The organism is Pseudoalteromonas sp. SA25 (assembly GCF_011378705.1).
Lineage (GTDB): Bacteria > Pseudomonadota > Gammaproteobacteria > Enterobacterales > Alteromonadaceae > Pseudoalteromonas > Pseudoalteromonas arctica.
In genome coordinates this window covers 1-18,340 of record NZ_WTKV01000029.1, presented here as the reverse complement: position 1 = coordinate 18,340, position 18,340 = coordinate 1, and the positions used below count along the sequence as shown (strand labels likewise).

At 37.3% G+C, this 18,340-nt stretch carries 16 protein-coding genes; 5 read left to right on the top strand and 11 right to left on the bottom strand.

What is annotated here, in order from left to right:
- The first annotated feature begins 404 nt into the window (after positions 1 to 404).
- Positions 405 to 1,754, top strand: a complete 1,350-nt coding sequence (locus GQR45_RS18865) for a 3-deoxy-7-phosphoheptulonate synthase class II (RefSeq protein WP_008167282.1) — start codon at positions 405 to 407, stop codon at positions 1,752 to 1,754.
- A gap of 60 nt (positions 1,755 to 1,814) precedes the next feature.
- Here GQR45_RS18865 and GQR45_RS18860 read toward each other — a convergent pair whose 3' ends face one another.
- Complete coding sequence (locus GQR45_RS18860) at positions 1,815 to 2,624, bottom strand: pyruvate, water dikinase regulatory protein (protein ID WP_007583184.1); 810 nt, start codon at positions 2,622 to 2,624, stop codon at positions 1,815 to 1,817.
- Positions 2,625 to 2,781: 157 nt separating this feature from the next.
- On the opposite strand from GQR45_RS18860, the gene ppsA reads away from it, so the two are divergent.
- Positions 2,782 to 5,157 (top strand): phosphoenolpyruvate synthase, encoded by a 2,376-nt coding sequence (gene ppsA, locus GQR45_RS18855; RefSeq protein ID WP_165726739.1) that lies wholly within the window; start codon positions 2,782 to 2,784, stop codon positions 5,155 to 5,157.
- Between the two features lie 84 nt (positions 5,158 to 5,241).
- On the opposite strand, the gene GQR45_RS18850 is transcribed toward ppsA, so the two are convergent.
- Positions 5,242 to 5,451, bottom strand: a complete 210-nt coding sequence (locus GQR45_RS18850; RefSeq protein WP_007583189.1) for a PGPGW domain-containing protein — start codon at positions 5,449 to 5,451, stop codon at positions 5,242 to 5,244.
- Positions 5,452 to 5,596: 145 nt separating this feature from the next.
- Here GQR45_RS18850 and GQR45_RS18845 point away from each other — a divergent pair, with 145 nt between their 5' ends.
- Complete coding sequence (locus tag GQR45_RS18845; protein ID WP_165726738.1) at positions 5,597 to 8,644, top strand: FAD-binding and (Fe-S)-binding domain-containing protein; 3,048 nt, start codon at positions 5,597 to 5,599, stop codon at positions 8,642 to 8,644.
- A gap of 184 nt (positions 8,645 to 8,828) precedes the next feature.
- Here GQR45_RS18845 and GQR45_RS18840 read toward each other — a convergent pair whose 3' ends face one another.
- Both GQR45_RS18840 and GQR45_RS18835 read right to left on the bottom strand, forming a co-directional pair.
- The gene (locus GQR45_RS18840; protein ID WP_002962135.1) at positions 8,829 to 10,022 is read right to left on the bottom strand and encodes a cation:proton antiporter; all 1,194 of its coding nucleotides are present in this window, start codon (positions 10,020 to 10,022) and stop codon (positions 8,829 to 8,831) included.
- Positions 10,022 to 11,233, bottom strand: coding sequence for a tyrosine-type recombinase/integrase (locus GQR45_RS18835; protein WP_007583195.1), 1,212 nt, complete (start codon positions 11,231 to 11,233; stop codon positions 10,022 to 10,024). Before GQR45_RS18835 ends, GQR45_RS18840 begins: the two co-directional genes overlap by 1 nt.
- Before the next feature lie 149 nt (positions 11,234 to 11,382).
- Between GQR45_RS18835 and GQR45_RS18830 the strand changes: the two genes are divergently transcribed.
- Positions 11,383 to 11,946 (top strand): YSC84-related protein, encoded by a 564-nt coding sequence (locus GQR45_RS18830; RefSeq protein WP_007583197.1) that lies wholly within the window; start codon positions 11,383 to 11,385, stop codon positions 11,944 to 11,946.
- Positions 11,947 to 12,128: 182 nt separating this feature from the next.
- Here the strand turns inward: GQR45_RS18830 and GQR45_RS18825 are convergent, their stop codons facing one another.
- The 6 genes from GQR45_RS18825 to GQR45_RS18800 form a co-directional block, all read right to left on the bottom strand.
- Positions 12,129 to 13,472 (bottom strand): zonular occludens toxin domain-containing protein, encoded by a 1,344-nt coding sequence (locus tag GQR45_RS18825; RefSeq protein WP_165725551.1) that lies wholly within the window; start codon positions 13,470 to 13,472, stop codon positions 12,129 to 12,131.
- The gene (locus GQR45_RS18820; protein ID WP_165725550.1) at positions 13,469 to 13,780 is read right to left on the bottom strand and encodes a DUF2523 family protein; all 312 of its coding nucleotides are present in this window, start codon (positions 13,778 to 13,780) and stop codon (positions 13,469 to 13,471) included. Before GQR45_RS18820 ends, GQR45_RS18825 begins: the two co-directional genes overlap by 4 nt.
- A 1-nt stretch (position 13,781) precedes the next feature.
- Positions 13,782 to 15,257, bottom strand: a complete 1,476-nt coding sequence (locus tag GQR45_RS18815; protein WP_165725549.1) for a hypothetical protein — start codon at positions 15,255 to 15,257, stop codon at positions 13,782 to 13,784.
- Positions 15,258 to 15,342: 85 nt separating this feature from the next.
- Complete coding sequence (locus tag GQR45_RS18810) at positions 15,343 to 15,558, bottom strand: hypothetical protein (RefSeq protein WP_165725548.1); 216 nt, start codon at positions 15,556 to 15,558, stop codon at positions 15,343 to 15,345.
- A 219-nt stretch (positions 15,559 to 15,777) separates the two neighbouring features.
- Complete coding sequence (locus GQR45_RS18805) at positions 15,778 to 16,065, bottom strand: single-stranded DNA-binding protein (RefSeq protein ID WP_165725547.1); 288 nt, start codon at positions 16,063 to 16,065, stop codon at positions 15,778 to 15,780.
- A 21-nt stretch (positions 16,066 to 16,086) separates the two neighbouring features.
- A complete protein-coding gene (locus GQR45_RS18800) occupies positions 16,087 to 17,352 on the bottom strand; it encodes a phage/plasmid replication protein, II/X family (protein ID WP_165725546.1) in 1,266 nt (421 codons plus the stop codon).
- A gap of 126 nt (positions 17,353 to 17,478) precedes the next feature.
- Here GQR45_RS18800 and GQR45_RS18795 point away from each other — a divergent pair, with 126 nt between their 5' ends.
- Positions 17,479 to 17,664: a hypothetical protein gene (locus GQR45_RS18795; protein ID WP_165725545.1), complete on the top strand. Its 186-nt coding sequence runs from the start codon at positions 17,479 to 17,481 to the stop codon at positions 17,662 to 17,664.
- Between the two features lie 218 nt (positions 17,665 to 17,882).
- On the opposite strand, the gene GQR45_RS18790 is transcribed toward GQR45_RS18795, so the two are convergent.
- Entirely contained in the window at positions 17,883 to 18,095 is a 213-nt protein-coding gene (locus tag GQR45_RS18790; RefSeq protein WP_165725544.1) for a hypothetical protein, read from the bottom strand.
- Between the last annotated feature and the right edge of the window lie 245 nt (positions 18,096 to 18,340).

Below are 18,340 nucleotides of genomic sequence, written 5' to 3'. Positions count from 1 at the left end.
AGCGCAGATAAATGATTACCACAAACGCTCATATCATACATTAAGCTCTGCACATAGTACTTGAAAGCTTTAATTAATTACCCGCGTAAAGTTAAGATTACATAAGTTGCTATTTAAGTATGATGTGTTCCTATCTAAATTACGTATAACATACCCTTATGTACTATTTATTCTCAATGCGTTAAAATTGTATATAGTTAGCTCTAAACGCATGTATTTAAACACTTTAGTTTCTTCGAAATAAAACTAAAGTGTATGTTATATAACCACCTAGGTTAAGTAAGATTACTTTTATACTTAACTCATAACTAAATAATTGGAAAATAGTGAATTTAGTCCTTGAACATAGGGGCCTGCATACGTTAATTTCTTCTTATCAGGTAATGTAGGAATGAGGAAAAATTATGCAATCGTGGAACCCAAATAGCTGGAGAGAGCTGCCAATACTGCAGCAGCCACAGTACCCGGATCAAGAAATACTTAAATCAGTAGAAAGCCAATTAAAAACGGCACCGCCTTTAGTTTTTGCTGAAGAAACAAGAAGCCTATTCAAACAGCTTGAAGATGTGTGCGAAGGTCGAGCTTTTTTACTTCAAGGTGGTGACTGTGCAGAATCATTTAGCGATTTTAATGCCGCTAACATTCGCGATACATTCAAAACAATCTTACAGATGGCTGTTGTATTAACTTACGGCGGTAAATGCCCTGTAGTTAAAATAGCGCGCATGGCTGGTCAATACGCTAAACCTCGTTCAGCAGACTTAGAAACAATTAATGGCGTGTCTTTACCATCTTACCGTGGCGACATTATTAATAATATCGAGTTTACAGAAGAAGCACGTATACCCGATCCACAACGGTTAATGACTGCATACCATCATAGTGCCGCTACGTTAAACTTATTACGTGCTTTTGCACAAGGTGGCCTTGCCGATCTTCACCAGGTAAATCGTTGGAACATGGGCTTTGTTGCTGCAAATCCACTTAAAGAAAAATACCAACAACTTGCTGATAAAATTCAAGACGCACTAGAGTTTATGGAAGTGTGCGGAATTAACTCTACAATTGCGCCAAGCTTAAAAGAAACCGATTTATACACTTCTCACGAAGCGTTATTACTTGGTTACGAAGAGGCGCTTACTCGTCGCGACCACTTATCTGGTGATTGGTACGATTGTTCTGCTCACTTTGTTTGGATTGGTGAACGTACTCGTCAACTAGACCATGCACATATTGAGTTTTTCAAAGGCATCAAAAACCCAATTGGTGTTAAAGTTGGCCCAGGTATGGACCCAGATGACCTAATTCGTTTAATTGATGCATTAAACCCAGATAACATTCCTGGTCGTTTAACGCTAATTACGCGTATGGGTGCAGATATACTTCCTGAAAAACTTCCAGCGCTAGTAAGAAGAGTTCAACAAGAAGGCCGTAAAGTAATTTGGAGCTCAGATCCAATGCACGGTAACACTGAAAAAGCGACATCAGGTTACAAAACACGTAACTTCGACAATATTATGCGCGAGATCAGTCAGTTCTTCGCTGTACACAAAGCTGAAGGTTCATACGCAGGTGGTGTTCACCTAGAGATGACAGGCCAGCACGTTACAGAGTGTACAGGCGGGGCTTACGGTTTATCTGACGATGACCTAGCACAGCGTTACAAAACGCAGTGTGACCCACGCCTTAACGCCGACCAAGTATTAGAGTTGGGCTTTTTAGTAGCTGATTTACTAAAAGACGCACGTAAATAATATTTATTGATACAAAAAAAACCGCTTAGTTGCGGTTTTTTTATTTCTTTGATGAGTAAGTTAGTACTTACGTCGCTCCAAGTCTGTTTCTATCAATATTTTTGCAGATATTTCTTCAACAGAATGATGCGTAGAATTAAAGTAAGCAATTTTATGACGCTTATACAACATTTCCACTTCGCGCACCTCAATACGACACTGTTTAATTGAAGCATACTTAGAGTTCGCCATACGTCGATGCCTAATAGCCGCAAGTCTCTCAGGGTCAATCGTAAGTCCAAATAGCTTATGTTTATAAGGGACTAAACACTTAGGCAAACCTTCATTATCTAAATCTTCTTCTGTAATAGGGTAGTTAGCCGCTTTGATGCCGTACTGCAGTGCTAAGTATAAGCTTGTGGGTGTTTTACCACTTCTACTAACGCCAATTAAAATGATGTCTGCTTCAGAAAAGTTTTTAATATTTCCGCCATCATCATTCATAAGAGCATAATTAACGGCATCAATTCTAAAGTCATAACTTTTTTCGTGGATGGAATGCGTACGATGCATTTTAGGAACTGGGGCTACATTGAGTTCTTTTTCTATTTTTTCGCTATATGTAGTTAAAAAGTCATACGTGACTGCATCAGCCGATTTTATAATTTCACTTAAATTGTGGTTAACAAAAGTAAAAAAAACAAATGGCTTTTCGCCTGTTTTTGCAGCGGTTGCATTAATTAATGCTTTAATTTCGTGCGCTTTTTCTTCAGTTTCTACAAATGGAATTGTTTTATGATTAAAATCGATAGGAAACAACGACAAAGTCGCATGCCCAAACACCTCTGAAGTAATAGCGGTTCCATCTGATATATAAAAAGCAGTTCTCATAATTAACCTTTTTATTGCGTTTAAATCCCTAAAATGGGTTTCTCACGGTTTACGTGAGGACTATTGCCAGTGTAGAATGATGATGACCTTTATAAAAGGTTTTCTTTCTTAACTCTCACAGTTAGACCTACAATTTGTTTTTTTTGGAGAAAGATCCGTGCAAGAATACGTTCTCTGGTATCAAGAGCTTGGTATGCAAGATGTTCCTCGAGTTGGCGGTAAAAACGCTTCACTTGGCGAAATGATTTCAAACCTAGCAAACGCTGGTGTACAAGTACCGGGTGGTTTCGCAACTACCGCAGATGCTTTTAATGAGTTTTTAGATCAATCAGGACTCACAGCAAAAATTCACAACATTCTAGATACACTCGATGTTGATGATGTTAATACACTCGCTAAAGTCGGTGCCGACATCCGCCAATGGATAATCGACACACCATTCCAACCAAACCTAGATCAAGCCATTCGCGACGCATATAGCCAACTTCATGGCGATACTGCAGCAGATGTATCATTCGCAGTACGTTCATCAGCTACCGCTGAAGATATGCCAGATGCATCATTCGCAGGCCAGCAAGAAACTTTCCTTAACGTTGTTGGTATCGATTCAGTCATGGTCGCTATTAAACACGTATTTGCTTCATTATTTAACGACCGTGCAATCTCATATCGAGTTCACCAAGGTTACGATCACCGTGGTGTGGCGTTATCGGCTGGTATTCAGCGCATGGTACGTTCAGATAAATCAGCATCTGGCGTAATGTTTAGCATTGATACAGAGTCTGGTTTTGAAGACGTTGTATTTATTACATCAAGCTACGGCTTAGGTGAAATGGTTGTACAGGGCGCAGTTAACCCTGATGAGTTTTATGTTCATAAACCAACACTCCTTAAAAATAAACCTTCAGTAGTACGTCGTAACATTGGTTCTAAAGCCATTCAAATGATTTACTCAGAAGATAAAGCACACGGTAAGCAAGTAGACATCGTTGATGTTGCCCCTGAGCTTTCAAATAAATTTTCGATTACAGATGAAGAAGTGCAAGAACTTGCCAAGCAAGCTGTAATCATCGAAAAACATTATGGTCGTCCTATGGACATCGAATGGGCAAAAGACGGTAACGACGGCAAACTATATATAGTTCAAGCACGTCCAGAAACTGTACGCTCAAACGAAGACTCAAACGTAATGGAACGTTTTCAATTAAATGGCACAAGTAATGTACTTGTTGAAGGCCGTGCAATTGGTCACAAAATTGGTAGCGGTGTTGTTCGTGTTCTTGATTCAATCAAAGAAATGGATCAGGTACAAGTAGGCGACATTTTAGTAACCGATATGACCGACCCTGATTGGGAACCAATCATGAAACGTGCAGCAGCGATTGTTACAAATCGTGGTGGACGTACGTGTCACGCGGCAATCATTGCACGCGAACTTGGTATTCCAGCTGTTGTAGGTTGTGGTAATGCAACTGATTTAATTAAAGCGGGACAAGAAGTAACAGTATCGTGCGCCGAAGGCGATACCGGCTTTATTTACGAAGGTATTTTAGATTTTGAAATACTAACGTCACGCGTTGATAAAATGCCAGAACTACCAATGAAAGTTATGATGAACGTGGGTAACCCCGATCGTGCATTTGACTTTGCACGCTTACCGCATGCAGGTGTTGGCCTAGCGCGAGTTGAATTTATTATCAACCGTATGATTGGCGTTCATCCTAAAGCGTTATTAAATTTTGATGCTCAAACAGATGCATTAAAAGCAGAAATTACTGACATGATTGCCGGTTACGAATCACCAGTAGAGTTTTACATAACAAAACTGGTTGAAGGTATTTCTACTCTAGGGTGTGCATTTGCACCAGAGCGTGTAATTGTTCGTATGTCTGATTTTAAATCAAACGAATACGCAAACCTAGTTGGCGGTCAGCAATACGAGCCAGAAGAAGAAAACCCAATGATTGGTTTTCGTGGTGCAGCCCGTTATATCTCTGAAGACTTCCGCGATTGTTTTGCACTAGAATGTGAAGCTATAAAACGCGTAAGAAACGACATGGATATGGCTAACATCGAAATCATGATCCCATTCGTACGTACCCTTGAAGAAGGCAAACGCGTAATTGAATTACTAGAAGAACATGGCCTTAAACGCGGCGATAATGGTCTTAAAGTAATCATGATGTGTGAGCTACCTTCAAATGCATTACTTGCAGATGAATTTTTAGAAATGTTTGATGGTTTTTCTATCGGCTCTAACGATTTAACACAGTTAACGCTTGGTCTTGACCGTGATTCTGGTTTAATCGCACATTTATTTGATGAGCGTGACCCTGCAATTAAAAAGCTACTTTCTATGGCAATTAAAACAGCTAAAGCAAAAGGAAAGTACGTAGGTATTTGTGGCCAAGGTCCTTCAGATCACGAAGATTTTGCTGCATGGTTAGTAGAGCAGGGTATTGACTCTGTTTCACTAAATCCAGATACAGTAATAGAAACATGGTTATACCTAGCTAAAAAATTAGCAAAGTAATAAATATGTAAGCTATAAATAGGTAAGCTATAAAAATGCCAGCAATTTATTGCTGGCATTTTTTTATACTCAATTAAAAGTAAATTAACGGGCTAATTTTTTATCTAAATAGGCACATGATTTAGTTAACGCCTTTTGACAAAATGATAAGTAATGTCGCGCCTTAGGATAGTAAAACGAAAAACACAATAAACCCGCCATAAAAAATATAAGCGATGGGCCAGGGACGATCGCAAAAAATAATCCTAGCAAAATAAATAACACGCCACTGATCTGTAATAGTAATTTTTTCATATAAAACACCTCATTACTTGTTAGTATGAGTATAATTTAAGCTGCATTAAAATCGACTAAAAGAGTGTTACAAACTGTAAAATCTTCAATTTCTATTCGCCATCACCATGATATAATTAGTCAAATGCCCTAAAATATCGCCGTCATGATAGCAACAATTACACAGCAAGATGCCGCGACAGAACTTGTCGCAAACTACCTAAATACCATTGCAAACCAAGGTTTTACCGGAGATGCCGACGCAAGTTATGCAACGCGTATTACCGCTTCAACCGATAACAGTGTGTATCAGCAAATACCGCAAGGTGTTATTTTTCCAAAAAGTGAAAAAGATATTCAGCTCGCATTGCAAACAGCATCTCGCGACCCGTTTTTATCATTAACTTTTGGTCCTCGTGGCGGTGGAACAGGCACTAACGGACAATCGTTAACACCTGGTATTGTTGTAGATTTGTCTCGCTATATGCGCGAAATCCTCGAAATAAATGTAGAGGAAGGCTGGGTACGCGTTCAAACCGGCGTAATAAAAGATCAACTTAATGACTTTTTAAAGCCTTATGGTTTTTTCTTCTCACCCGATTTATCTACCAGTAACAGGGCAACTATTGGTGGCATGATAAGTACTGACGCATCGGGGCAAGGCTCGTTAGTTTACGGTAAAACGAGCGATCATGTTTTAGGGCTAACAACTTATTTAGTTGATGGCACACCTATGTGTACCTCCCCAATAGACATCGACAAAGCACAAATTATAGCTAATCAAGACTCACTAATTGGTAGTTTATATAAAACAGTTTTAGATATATCAGTTAATGAACGCGCTGCTATTTTAGCTAAGTTTCCACGGTTAAATCGTTTTTTAACCGGCTACGACCTAGAGCATGTGATAAGTGATGACTTACTTACTTTTGACATGAGCCGACTAATAACGGGTTCAGAAGGCTCATTAGGTATAGTAACTGAAGCTAAATTAAACCTAACGCCTATTGCCGAATTTAAAACGCTTATTAATATTAAGTACGATAGTTTTGACTCAGCACTTCGCCATTCACCATTTTTAGTCGATGCACGCGCAACATCGGTAGAAACCGTTGATAGCAAAGTTTTAAACTTAGCGCGTGAAGATATCATTTGGAATTTAGTATCGGACTTAATAACTGACGTACCAAATAAAGATATGCAAGGCCTTAACATGGTCGAGTTTAATGCAGTATCTAACGATGATATAAAAGACAAAGTAGACACGCTTTGCAAGCTTCTAGACGAATGCGTAATAAATCAAACTAATGGCGTTATTGGTTATCAGTTAACCAGTGATAAAAGCGATATACTAAAAATTTACGCAATGCGTAAAAAGTCAGTGGGTTTATTAGGTAATGTAAAAGGCAGCCAAAAACCGCTCGCCTTTGCAGAAGACACCGCAGTACCGCCTGAAAATTTAGCAGATTATATTGTCGAATTTAGAGCATTACTCGACAGCCACAATTTACAGTATGGTATGTTTGGCCATGTTGATGCAGGGGTTTTACATGTACGCCCAGCACTTGATATGTGTGACCCAGAACAAGAAAAACTACTTAGAACTATTTCAGATCAGGTAGTAAAACTAACCGCTAAGTACGGCGGTTTAATGTGGGGCGAACACGGTAAAGGTTACCGAAGTGAATATAGCCCTGAATTTTTTGGTGAACATTTATATACTCAACTTCGTAAAATAAAAACAGCTTTCGATCCTAATAACCGTATTAACCCTGGTAAAATATGTACTCCTATCGATAGTGAAGACTCACTAGTTAGTGTTGATGGACAAAAAAGATCTCACTTCGATAAGCAAATATCAATAGAAGTTAAAACCAGTTTTAACAATGCAATGACCTGTAATGGTAATGGCATATGCTTTAATTACGATGAAAATTCACCTATGTGTCCATCGTATAAAGTAACTGGCGATCGTCGTAATTCACCAAAAGGACGCGCAAGTTTAATGCGCGAATGGCTTCGATTACAAGAGTCAAAAAATGTTGATTTACTCGAAGTAGAAAAGCAACTTAACAAAGGTGAAGTAATCACCTGGTGGGAACGTTTTGTTCATAGTCGCGAAAAACGCAAAGGTATTTACGATTTTTCTCACGAAGTAAAAGCATCAATGGATGAATGTCTAGCGTGTAAAGCATGTACAACTGCCTGCCCAATAAAAGTAGATGTTCCTACTTTTCGTTCACGCTTTTTAAATTATTATCATAGTTATTATGCGCGTCCGCTAAAAGATTACCTTGTTGGTAACATAGAAAACAGCGCGCCATTAATGGCAAAGTTTGCAAAAGTTATAAACCCAATTGTTAAAACATCATTAGTAAGTAATGTTATTAAAAAAACGGTTGGCTATGTTGATACACCACAGTTAAGTATTCCTGCGCTTTCGAAGCGTATTACTAAAGCACAAAAATTTGATTTTGATTTATTAAATAAATTAAATGCAGAGCAACAAAGTGAATACGTATTAATAGTACAAGACCCATTTACGAGCTTTTACGAAGCGGAACTAGTAGAAAGTTTTATTACTTTAATAACCCAACTTGGCAAAAAAGCAATGCTATTACCTTTTAAACCAAATGGTAAACCGCAACACGTAAAAGGTTTTTTGCATGAATTTAAAGTTACAGCTAAAAATGCAGCCGAGTTTTTAAATAAATTAAATGATATTAATGCACCGTTAGTCGGTTTAGATGCGTCACTCGTTATGTGTTATCGCGATGAATATAATACAATTTTAGAAAATAACCGTGGCGAATTTAATGTGCAGCTTGCTCATGAATGGCTAGAAACACAATCGTTTAAATCACTAAGCGCAAAGCAAAATACAGATACCGAATTTACATTACTGAGTCATTGTACTGAAACAACTGCGCTGCCAAAAGCAGCAAATGTATGGCAAACAATTTTCAATGATATTGGTTTAACATTAAAAACAACAAATACAGGTTGTTGTGGAATGGCGGGAACTTATGGCCACGAAGCACAAAATCAAGATAACTCACGTGCGCTTTACGAAATGAGCTGGAAACCAATTGTAGATAAAAATAAACCTGAGCAACTTTTATCTACGGGATTTTCTTGTCGTAGCCAAGTTAAACGTTTTGAAAAGTTTAAACCAAAACACCCAATTGAATTACTAGCACAGGTTCTTAAATAACTTTATAAAATAAGAGTGCTTAAATAAGATCACTTATATAAGAGTACTTAAATATTTTTATCTAAATACAAATTGGTAAATTATTTATTAAATAAAAAAAGGCGCAACGATTAACTTCATCAGTGATGAAAATAACCGTTACGCCTTTTTTAATACGTATTCTTAATTTACCTAGTTTAAATAATTATTTTTTTACAAAACTATCAGCAATAGGTTTAGTGCTAATACCATGTATAAATACACTAAACAGAATAGTCGTCATTGCTATTGTCGCTATTTGATATTTGTTTTCTATTTGCGTATCTATCACCATCAATGTAAAAACAATTGATGCTAATCCTCTTGGCCCAAACCACGCAAATGTAAAACGCTCTTTAATACTCAATGCCGTAAACTGCAGAGACAGCATAACTGGAATTATTCTAATCAATGTTGTACTTAACAAAGCGTAAATTATAATTTCAGTATTTAATTTAGGAATAACTAAGTAAGCACAAACAAACCCGAACAAGCACCAAATCATTAACGATGTGAAATCTGCTATGTGCTCTGAGTCTTCAATTAATTCTGTTCTAACTTCTTCGGTCGAAAATTTATCAAATAATAAGCCTGCAATAAACACCGCAATAAAACCACTGCCATGAAAATACTGAGTGACAGAAAATACAGCCATTGCAAAACCGAGTAATAAAAATGGACTGGTATTTTGTGCAAAGTAATGACGTTTCATTGCAAAGTTTAAACTCGGTATAAAAACAGCAATACTTGTAATAGCTATTAATAAAGCCAAGCCAAGCTCTCGTCCAAACACACTTAATGTTTGTGTTGCGGTAATAGCTGAATCAGGATTTTTAGCGAGTAATATAAATATTAAAAATATGGGTACGCATAATCCATCGTTCAAACCACTTTCAGTATTTATTCCTTCGCGTATTTTTTCAGGTACTTGTGTACTTGCTAATAGCCCTTTACTTAAAGCTGCATCGGTAGGCGTTAAAATAATAGCGAGCAAAGCCGCTTGAATAAGTGAAAGCTCAGCAAAGAAAAATAAAGCAACAGCAATACCGAGTAATAAAGTTAAGGGTAGGGCAACAAACAACAGTAAACTAGGATACTGAAAACTATGCCTTAATACACTTAGCTTTGATTTAGCTGCATCAGAAAATAAAAATATACTTAGCGTAAGCTCTATAAATGGTAATAAAAGATCAACGCCTTCTTTTATTTTATGCCCTTCGTTGGGTAGCATTGAAGCTAAACATATTCCGCCAACAACAAAAAACATTGGGCCTGTTACTTCTGTTTTTTCTAACTGGCGAAGTGTTAAAGAATAAATTAAAAATAATCCGCCTATAAATGCTATTACTAAATACTCCATTAAATTTTCCTTTTAAGTCCTGACTTTGCTCGCTCTTTAATATTTGTTTGAATATAAATTTGATCGGTAGTCGCAATTTTAGAATGACCTAAATCTTCTGACAAATGTTTAAGCGGTCTGGTTTGCGCATCATGTGTGGCACCAGTATGGCGAAGCCAATGCGCAGTTGCAGCGCCAAGTTGTTCAGCATCATCTTTAAAACCATCATCAAGTAATGATTGCTGTGCATAATCAAAACTTTGTTGAACTAAACGCCTAATTTGCCTTACGGTCATACCACCTTGCCCGCGAATTTTATGAACCAAGGGATCTGATTCATCAACACGGGGAAGGGCAGGTAAACCTCTGTATAGTCTATAACGTTTTAAATATTCAACAAAATCATCGCTTAAGGTTACATCTCGTAATTTATTACCTTTGCCCATAATACGTAAAAACCAGAAACCATCATTATCTTGCCAAAAATGAGACATCACCGGCGACCACTGTGGGCGCTCAGATAATTCTGAGATTCGTAAATAAAGACCTTTTAAGCAGGCAAGCGTAAATAAGTTTCGCTCTAAATCAGGGTTATGTTCGCATAAATCACGCGTTACACCAAAAACGTATTCCCATTGAATATCGCTTAATGTGTCTGGAATTTGAATTTGTGATTGAACAACTAAGTACGGACTATTTTTTTTAACAACAGGGACAAAGTTAGCAAATGTTTTTTCTTCTAGTAAGGCAAACTTATAAAACACATTTAATGCTGTAAACATAGACGATAAAGTTTGCTGACTAGCAATGGATTCTTTAAGCATAAAAGGGCGCCAGTTTTGGTTTAATCGACGAATTCCTTGTTCATCTTTATAACGCCATTGCACTGAAGTTGCAGCCCATGCTTTATCGGGTTCAACCATAAAATCAACGTAAGCTTCAATATCTTCACGTTTTAAATCGAATACTGATTTTTCTGCGATTAACCATGACCATAAATAAAAGCGTTCAAGCTCATTTCGAAAACGACTATAAGTGGCTTCTGATTTTCGGCCATAAACATATAAAAACTGATACAAGAATGTCAGATCGGCTTTTGATTCAGTTACAGTCAAGCCAATTTCCTGTATAAAGGATGCAAGTTCTGGGTATTCTGAATTGAGAGTACCGTCATCTAGATGGGCAATTTGATATCTTAATTGTTTTAACGTATCAACCAAAGCAACAAGCATAATGTATAAATATTCAATTAAATAATAGACTTACAGAATAACGTTAAAGTCCGATACTGTCTAGTATTGGACATAGTAAAGCTCTAATTATTTTAATACCGTGATTATTCTATGGTTGTTGGTTGCTATATCTTATTAAGGAAAACATTATGAAAAAACTAATTATACTAAGCGTACTTGCTTTAACAGTTGCATTAACTGGGTGTGCTACTACAGGTAGTGCATCACCAAGCGAAAAACGTTCACTTGTACAAAGTATGAAAGCAAACACATTAGATAAATTATACGCTGAAAAACCTGATGTTAAAAAACAAATTGCTAACTCTGCTGGTTATGCTGTATTCGATAATGCGAATGTAAATGTAGTGCTTGCTAGCTTTGGCGGTGGTTACGGTGTTGTTAGAAATAATCTTACAGGTAAATCGACTTACATGAATATGGGCGAAGCCGGTTTAGGACTTGGCTTAGGCGTTAAAGATTTTAACGTTGTAATGGTTTTTCATAATCAAGCTGCATTAAACAGATTTATTGAACATGGTTGGGCATTTGGCGGAAACGCTGATGCAGCAGCAAAATATGAAGATAAAGGCGGTGCATTGGTTGCCGAAGCGATTGCAGATCAAGTTACTGTATATTCTGTAACCGAAAATGGCCTTGCACTACAAGCTGTATTAAAAGGAACTAAGTTTTGGGTTGATTCAGAGCTTAATTAACCACCAAATTACTCTCCTAAAAGCGAGCTGGTTTGTATAATCACGCTCGCTTTATTAAAACTCAACCAATTTAACATAACGTAATTTATGGGTTGTTAGTGGTGGACTAAATTAATGTTAAAAGCCCAGCACAGAGAGTGAGGGGCTCGGGGCTCGCCCTTCTCTCTCTCTGTTGGCTGGGGCTAGAATTGATGTAAATATATTTTTGTGTCTTTAAATCTCAATATAGGTAAATTTTCATTTAGGTAGATGTAATAACCTAGCTTTTCTAAGTAATTTGAACTTAGCAAGATTGTTTCAGGTTCTTGTATATCCTCAGAACGTGTTTGCTCTTCGCCTTCACTTGTAAGAAAAGAAGATTCTTTTTGCTTGTCTAGCTGCTGGCCTGTAACACAATTAATAAAATGCTCTACAGATACAACCCCATTTTTCTTTTTAATTTCATAACCACCATACTCATAATCTATACACATCTCGTTTAATGGATGTGTAAATTTTTTTGGCTTATAAACCAAATCTTCAATTTGTTTTATCTGCGTAGGTGAAACTGCTGTTTCAATAACTTCTAATTTTTTTTCTGTCCCTTGGGGACTTTCATCCCCAACAATGCCAAGACTAAGTAAAAGCGTATAAAAAAGATAAATAGCCAATGGTATAGCAAACAATACTAAATACAGTTTTGGCGGCAACTTGAATTTAGCTGTATGGTCATCTGCTGACCAATACACACCATAGAAGTTGGAATCTCGTTTTATGGTAGTGGTAGAGCATTTTTCTAAATCACCTTGGTAGTCTGTACTGAACTGTTTATCTCTTTGAAATCTTGTTATTACAGCGCCACCCATCGGCCTAAAATAATGTACGTGCATACCCGTACATTTTTGGATTACATTATCTAAGAATGTGTAATGTTGTGTTACTAAGTGTATATCTACCCCGCTATGCCTGTGCTTTTGAAACTGCGTGTAATAAAACGGGCGTTTAGCACTATTGGCCATTGGGGGGAAATAATCTTGGCACTCATCAAATAAAGCTATAGAACCATTTGGTAATTCAGGCCACCGTGTTGGATCATCTGTATGCGTCCAGTGATAGTTTAATAAACGGATAGATTCAACCGTTGGATTTTCAGATTCTTCTAAGAATACATCAAGAGCTTTTAAGTTTGATTTTGGGTAACACTTACGACACCAATTAACAAAAAGATTTATAACATCAGTTTCAGAAAAACGGCCATAGTTAGGAGCTAGCCAAGGAACATCTGCTATTTCTATCATTCGCGCCTGTGCATGTACTTCTTTAATTATTTTTGTATACCTTTGCGCCTTTGGGGTTCCTTGTATGGTTGGATAATAAGAACCATAAAAGAAACCTTGAAAACTGTTACAAAAATCTAAATCAAGAAGGAAAGCTTTTATATTATTATAAAACTTTTGCTTTTGTGTAACTGCTGGGTCATTACAAATTTCTTTAAGTGAATTTAAAGTTTTTCCCGCGCCAGGAACTCCCGTTCTTAAATAAATCATGGTGCAGACCTCACACCTAATTTAGTTACTGAACCAGCACTTGTTAAACCTCTAATAGTTAAAGCGGCAGCGTAAGAACCAAGCATAATGCCTACCGCTACATCTGTTTTTGCGTATTTTAGAACGGCTATTATTTCAACTGGTAACCCAGCTGCATTAGATGCAATTAGCTGATAAACATAGTCAATTCCAAAAGAGCCTAGTTCGTAGGTGACATAACCAAAACCTAACCCTACTAGAACTTTTGAAACAAGTGTAGGTAATAAAGCAGCTAAAGCCGCAAAGAAAGCTTGTATTAAATAGGGCATGTTAGACCGCTCCTGTTATGATTTTTGCGCTATGTAAAAGTGCAGTTATGACCATTAAACCCGAAATAGCTTGGAAAAGGACTATCCAAAATTCAAAGCTTAAACACATTGTGTTGCCAGTGGTAAGAGTTATACATTTCTCTTGTGGGAGTTCGGCATTCGGTAACCAGTCATCATATTTGTCTGCATATTGGTCTAAATTAATTTGTTCAACTTGTAGTTCTGAATCTGGAATAGGTACACAATCATCTGCTGAACCTTCGCAATCATCACCACCAGAACCAGTGCCACCAGAACCAGTGCCACCACCCCCACCGCCTGTAATTTCTATCCCTCTAATAGCATCAATAATCCCGTCTAATTTCTGGATTTTTATAGTGTCATTTCTAGCGCTCTCTTGCTGAGCCAAGTAAACAGTTGTATCTAAATTTTCAACTGAGTTTTTGATAACATTCGTATTATTGGTAATGGCATCAATTAATTTATTATGGAGCAAATTATCATTATCTATAGCATCTTGATTATTATTCTCAGAGGAGGTTTGAAGATTACGAAGTAAACAAGCAGTATCATCTACAGCACAATCCTCTAAAGGCTTTTTAGGGGTTGGAGTATCATCAGTTTTGCTTTCACCATTATCAACATCAGTACCTTCTCCTTCTGGTTGGTCTGCTGGGGTATCGCAGGTCATAACAGAAACGCCACTTTCATCAGTTGTAGTTTTACAACCGCCCTCATTACCTTCGTCAGCTAATTTTTTATTATCATATGGTTTATCGCCACAAGAAACACCTTGGGAAGTTCCAGATGCGTAACCCTGAGAAGTGATATTTGAAGAGGGTACGCTATAAGCACAACCATCATTGCAATACATACCACCGCCAGAAAAAGGAACACCGCCAGTCGCAGGACTAGAAGATAAATTTTCGCCAGAACCAGCAGGAGGGCATTCTTTAGGAACACATTCAGTACCGCCAATTTGAGCAGAAACAGCTTTAGAGTGATAACCCGCAGGGCAGTCTTTCGGCTGGGCTTCACGCAAACAAAGGTGAGAGCCTGAAATTTCGATAGGGCCGACTGGATAACTATCTGGGCAAGAGTAAACAGTTCCGTCTGCTGTAGTAAATTGTCGTGTAAAAGCACGTTCGTTTCTATTACATGGAGAACCTGAACAGTTAGAATAAGTTTCATATTTTATATAATAAGAATGATACCTACCCGAAACATTCACACGTTCAATTAATACATTGACCTCTAATAGACCAGCTGAAAAAGCATCATAATCAAAATAATTATCAAAACCTGCTTTTGGAGAAGGCCAACTTGTACCGTATGTTCCATCAATATAAAGTGTCCCTTCCTGTGAATCTGCTGTTATATATTCATAGCCATTATAAGGACTGTTTTCATCATCAATAACAACAGCAGAAACAAAAAAAGCGCTCATTAGCGCCAATATATATATTAGTAATCGCATCGGAGCGCCTTGTTTTAATCATCGAAAAGTATATAAAGTGCTAAGAGTCCAGAGACAATTAGCACTGTGTCTAATGTGATGAACATTAACCGAACAGCATACCTTTTAACCATTTCCAACCGATAGCAACAAAACCAGCAGTTAAGAAAACAGCACCAATAATATTAGCGTTATCGGTAAAGAATGTTTGGAAGCCTGTTGTTGCAGCAGTAACACCTGCATCAGCTTCAGCATGAGCACCGCCAGCAACAGCGGCAAGAGAAACTAGAACGCCTGTTTTTAAAGCAGTTAATTTTTTCATGGTTATATTCCTTAAGTTAAAAAACCATTTTTCTTAATTTCTTCCACCCATAACAGGTAAGAAGGACAACGATGATTGACGGGAGCACTTCGTTTTGAAATGTCTCGTAATCTAGCGGAATCGGTAGAGGTTGGTGTACAACTTCCAATTCCACTGGACACTGTTTTTCAACAGGTTCAACGGGACAAATTACGATATATTCGTAATTAGCAGCCATTGTTAACCCGCTTTTTTACTTAATGGAGTTAGACGAATATTGTAACGGTCTAACTCAAGTTGGTCGTATTGGTTAATCTTGAAACTTGATGGTGCAAGTTCATATTCACCTACTGGATATGCTGCATTATGGTCATCATGCGAAATCTTAAACATAACGGGGAAAATGCCCCCCATATCAGCATAAACTTTTTGTTCATACACTGTGCGTGAAGGTCTATCGCCTTTAGCTGGGAAAGTGCGTGGCTCAGGTATGTGTGCATTATTTGTATCTAATACTCGTACTAGCATGATAAATCCTTAATATAAAAGTTAAGAAACAAGTCTTAAACCTGTTTGTAATTGTTCAGAAAGTCGGGTCGGTTCTACCCAGTTCAAAGGGTGTTGACGTGAAAAATCAACGTTAACAAATCTAATTAGAGGGACAACGTTTGACGCTGTAGCCTGTAAATTTTGTAGGTAAGCTTTAGGAACAACTTTTGTTAGCTCTTCAACAGTGCGGTAAAAAGTAGCCTTAGGAGTCGTTGCTTTAACTTCCTCGTAGCCCTCATGTTTAATCATTCTAAAGGTGCGAAAGAGGCGATCAGCTTTAGCAAAACTAAAACCTTTTTTTGTCTCAGTTTTAAAATGCTGTCTCAAATTAGTTTGTATCTCTTCGTCTGAAAAAGTACGCATGGTTGCACCTTCGAATGTTTTAAAAATGTCTGACCAAGATTTATTCCATAATTCCTGTATTAAGCAGCCTTCAAATTTTTCGCTGTATTCTTCAAATGACCAAATGTTAGTAGGTATACCAAGACGATTTAACATTCTTGGCATTACACTAGCTTCAAGTCTTAATGCGTTAGTAGCGAATTCTTGTACTTCTGGCGCTGTCATAGCGTTTAATTGATTTAAGTAAACTTGGTCTTTTGTCTTGTCGTATTTAGCTTGTGCCTTTGCGGTTTGGTCTTGTAACTCAAACTGTTTCAAATAAGCTTTTAATCTTTTATGGCGTGAGCCTTTACCAAAATATGCAGTAGTATCAAATGCACTTTTAGCGCCCTTTGTTTGGCCGTTTGATATGTTGCGTAATGCATGAATTACGTTTCGACTATCTGATTCGGTATCCAAATGGGCGGTAAAAGTACAATCTATCTGAGCTAATTCAGCGTTATTAAATTCCAAAATATCCGCCATATCTGGCATTGCATAGCAAAATGCTGTTAGCAAAGAATCAATGCACAACATTACATTACACGTACCAAATACGTTATGACCTTGGAGTAACTTAGCCGGACTAGCTTTTAATTCGATGAACGGGTAATAATTTTGACCACCTGAATAAACTTTAAAACTCAAAGTAGACCAAGAGCTGGGAAGTGCCTCAAATGGATGACGTAAAGCGGAAACCTCAGCAATACAAATATTTTCTGCATCAAGACGATAATCATTAGCAGTAAAAGTAACATCGCCAGCTTCCATTCTACATCCTCTTTTTTGACACTCGCGCAAATCTATAAGCCCGCTAGTTCCATCAGGAGATATAGCAACTATAGATTCAACAAATGGTATCTTTATTCTTAAGAGGTCTATCATTACATGTAAACACGAAATAAATAATTTGGCTAAGTATAGGCTCAATATTTATTACATGTAAACATATTTCATAATTATTTTTTAAATGTTGTATAGTTGCATGAATATTTATTGAGAAATTTAAAAATGAAAAAGCGCAAAGACACCACTATAGCTATTAATGGAGAGCGAAAAGAGTCATTGCAGGACGCAGCAGTAGAAATAACAATAGCAACGAGAGAGACAATTAAAACATCAACAATTGTTCAACATTTGATTGATAACTATCTAAGTGACGCTGTAAAAGATCTGAAAAACAAAAGGAAGGATTAACCTTAATAGTCTCAAAATGGGACAAGAGTCCACTATTAAAGTATGTGGACTCTCAACCTGTACCAATACGGAAACATGATTTTTTATTTCAATTTTCGGAGGGGTTTATCAGAGGGGCGATTTTAATTTGGTGATATTGATTTAGCCAGTGCAGCCAAAACAATATCAATATAATTTAGATGGGTTGGGTTTCCGCTTCGCTATCGGCTGTCGCCAAGTTAAGACGAACGATTTTTAATATTGTGAATAAAAATAGAATTATTTTCATCAATCAGAGACTCCAAATTGCCATTTGAGCGAACAAGATTAATGAGCAATTCCTCTCTTGAGTCTATTCTAACAGCCTTTTTTTCATCAAAAACGGTTTTTGGTCTACCAGCGCCGACACGTTTACCACCTCTTTTTGATTTTTCCTTAACTGTAGTTTTCATAAAAACACCTTTGATTAACGTTACATTATTCTTAAAGTATACACACTTTGAATAAAGTTACAACAATCAAAGAAAATACCACCCATAAATCCCATTATGTTACGGGCTAGAACCGCTACGCTTAAAAGGGCTTTTGTTCTAGTTCGTGTGGAGCTGCGCCATTTTCCACACGAAAAACCACAAGCGCCCCGCCTTTTAGATATTTTGGCGGGGCGCTGTCTAAACATAACGCGGCTTAAATTTAT